General features: G+C 45.9%; 2 protein-coding genes and 1 pseudogene. All 3 read right to left on the bottom strand.

Translation table 11 applies throughout. From position 1 onward, the window contains the following. Nucleotides 1-74: 74 nt before the first annotated feature. Nucleotides 75-1,199, bottom strand: a complete 1,125-nt coding sequence (locus HMPREF3144_RS11900) for a hemagglutinin repeat-containing protein (protein ID WP_083290433.1) — start codon at nt 1,197-1,199, stop codon at nt 75-77. Nucleotides 1,200-1,368: 169 nt separating this feature from the next. Continuing rightward, the gene (locus tag HMPREF3144_RS08865; protein ID WP_036561215.1) at nt 1,369-1,692 is read right to left on the bottom strand and encodes a hypothetical protein; all 324 of its coding nucleotides are present in this window, start codon (nt 1,690-1,692) and stop codon (nt 1,369-1,371) included. Further along, a pseudogene (locus HMPREF3144_RS08870) lies at nt 1,685-2,455 on the bottom strand (hypothetical protein); the annotation flags it as partial. The pseudogene HMPREF3144_RS08870 and the gene HMPREF3144_RS08865, both read right to left, overlap by 8 nt.

Genomic DNA, 2,455 nt, shown 5'->3' on the forward strand with positions numbered 1-2,455 from the left:
GCCTCCGCAGTAATCGCAGCGCCCGCTGCGCTCAACATGTCATTACCGCCTGCGGCAGCCACCGCACCCGCTAACTAACCATGAGCGAGCAAGTGCGCGGCACTGCCTTCACCACCCATCCCTTGCTGGGCTTTAACATACTGACCAATGGCTTGCGCCACACTCGGACTGACACTGGCTGCGACAATACCAGAAACGCGATCGGTCGGCGCAGCTAAACCCGCCGCTAGGGCGCTCAGTAAGTCAGCGGTGTTTTCTATGCGTTGTCGCTTCGCAATGTAATCCGCCAGGGGGAGTTGACCCTCGTGATATTGCGCCTCTAGCTTATCAATGGCTTTGTTGAGTTCGTTTTTGGCGGTCTGCACGTTCTGACTAAAGTCTTGTGACACCGCAACCTGCCCATCCAGCTCGCGTTGCACGGCATCCGCATCAAAGCGATTGGCTAAGGCACCACTATCGGCAGTTGCCGTTTCCGTGGTCGTGGTGGTACAGACCCGCTCGGCCATGGCATCGGGACGTAAGCCAGTGAGCAATAATTGCGTATCAGAGTCAGTGATTAGGAGGTTTTTTGTATTGATACCGCTTGCCGTGGTGCGTTCTTGACGTTCCCTGTCATTGCCATACCCCATGCCACCACCTAAGGTATGCGTAGTTTTCCCCTCATCGCTTCGCGTCTGACCCTGCCAGCCACCCTGAATATCAGCCGTGACGTTAATGCCCAGACTGCTCCCGTCATGCCCTGCACGATTCACCAGATCACTGGCCATTAAGGTACCCGTGATCAAGTGATTTTTGCCCTGTTCCTCGGCTTGGGCCGTGGAGGTCACCAGTCCGCCAATAAGTTCGGTGTGATCGTTGACCACGATCTGATAGCCCCCGTCACCAGCATAAACGCCTGACGGCTGAATGACGCTTGCGTAATCGGCTTGGATCGTTGAGCGACTCAGGTTTGCACCCCCAGAAGCACCCACCCCCACCGTCAGCTGACCACCTAGGCTCTGTTGTTTGCCCTCATAAGTCGCTGTGTCCTGTACGCTCTCGATGTGAAGTTGCTCAGTGGCGATCTGCACCGTCTCGCCCAAGACCTGCGCACCGCGCAAGGTGATCATATCCTCTGTCTGCAACGTCGTCAGGCTGGTGCCATCACCAATCTGTGTCTGGCGGTGCGTGACGCTGCCAAAAGTCGTTCTTTTCCTAATTACCTTTTATCAATAGGCTGCAACAAGGGTTGTTCTTCCCTTAGTTGTTTATTATCCCAAGTGACTGGTTTTTATTTCTGGTTATATCAACCTTTGAGAATATCAAACCCACTAATCATTAACAAAGATGTCTATCGTCAGCTTCAGACTAATAGTTATAAATTATTATTTATAGTTCCTCATCTGTCTCGCTCCAATATGGTAACGCTTTTCGTCCAAAGAAAAAAAACAATCCTGTTAATACGAATAGAAATACAACCCGTTTAGGCATCAAAGCAAATGTGCCGGAAGCAAATGAATTAATAATGTATATTTCTACAAAAATCAAACAAAAACTCACTAACCATGCACAATAACAAAGAAAAAAACTCTCTTTTATTTTTAATAATTTGCTAATGGATAAAAAAAATCTACTGTTCCAATATGTGACAACACTCCCCATACCAGAAATCCCTAACAATGCGTCATCAGGAAGAACTTTATATTTAATCATCTCTCCCCCATAATAAATTTGACCAATTTAACTTTTCAATAAGAACTTGCTCATTTTCTTTTAAAGCTGACCCCACAGCACTACTGACACCTTCACCCAAAAAATAATTCGTAACCCAACCCTTTTTTTCCAATAACTGAGTTTCAAGCTTGTTTGCATTGGATATTGTCCGAAGTCGAATGACTGTTTTATCAATTAATACACCAAGCGTTAAATCATAAACCAAGTTTGATTTTTTATAATCCTCACCCAATACTAACGAGGTTCCAATACCACCACCCACAGACTTAGCAGCCGGAATTCCATATCCTTTCAGCGAAGCCCTAGTCCAACCAGTACCACCAAGCAAAAACAACGCTGGCTCTGCTGCTCTAGCCAATTTCATATCCATTGAGTTATCAACTCCTACTTGTTGGCGCGCTTTAAGATACGCTTCTCCTACTCGCCCATCATCGATTTTTTGAGTAATAGGAATGGAGAGAATATATTGGATCTTATTTTCGTCACCTTGTGCGATTTGTAAAAGTGCATTTTTCAAGAACTGACGCTCTCTTGGATTTAATGAAAAAGAATCCGCTTGATAACGCTCAATTAACTCATCAATATAACCGTCTTTTTGTACTAAATTAAGGAATTCTTTTGCCTCATCCAAAGTGAAGCCTCGTTTAACTCTCGCCTCAAAAGTATCTAAAAGCTCTTGACGTCTTTTATATTCTAATTCCGTTAATAGATTATGCTCCACCGCATTCGACGCAGCTTGCCC

This window comes from Oligella sp. HMSC05A10, from assembly GCF_001808335.1.
Taxonomy (GTDB): Bacteria; Pseudomonadota; Gammaproteobacteria; order Burkholderiales; family Burkholderiaceae_B; genus Oligella; species Oligella urethralis.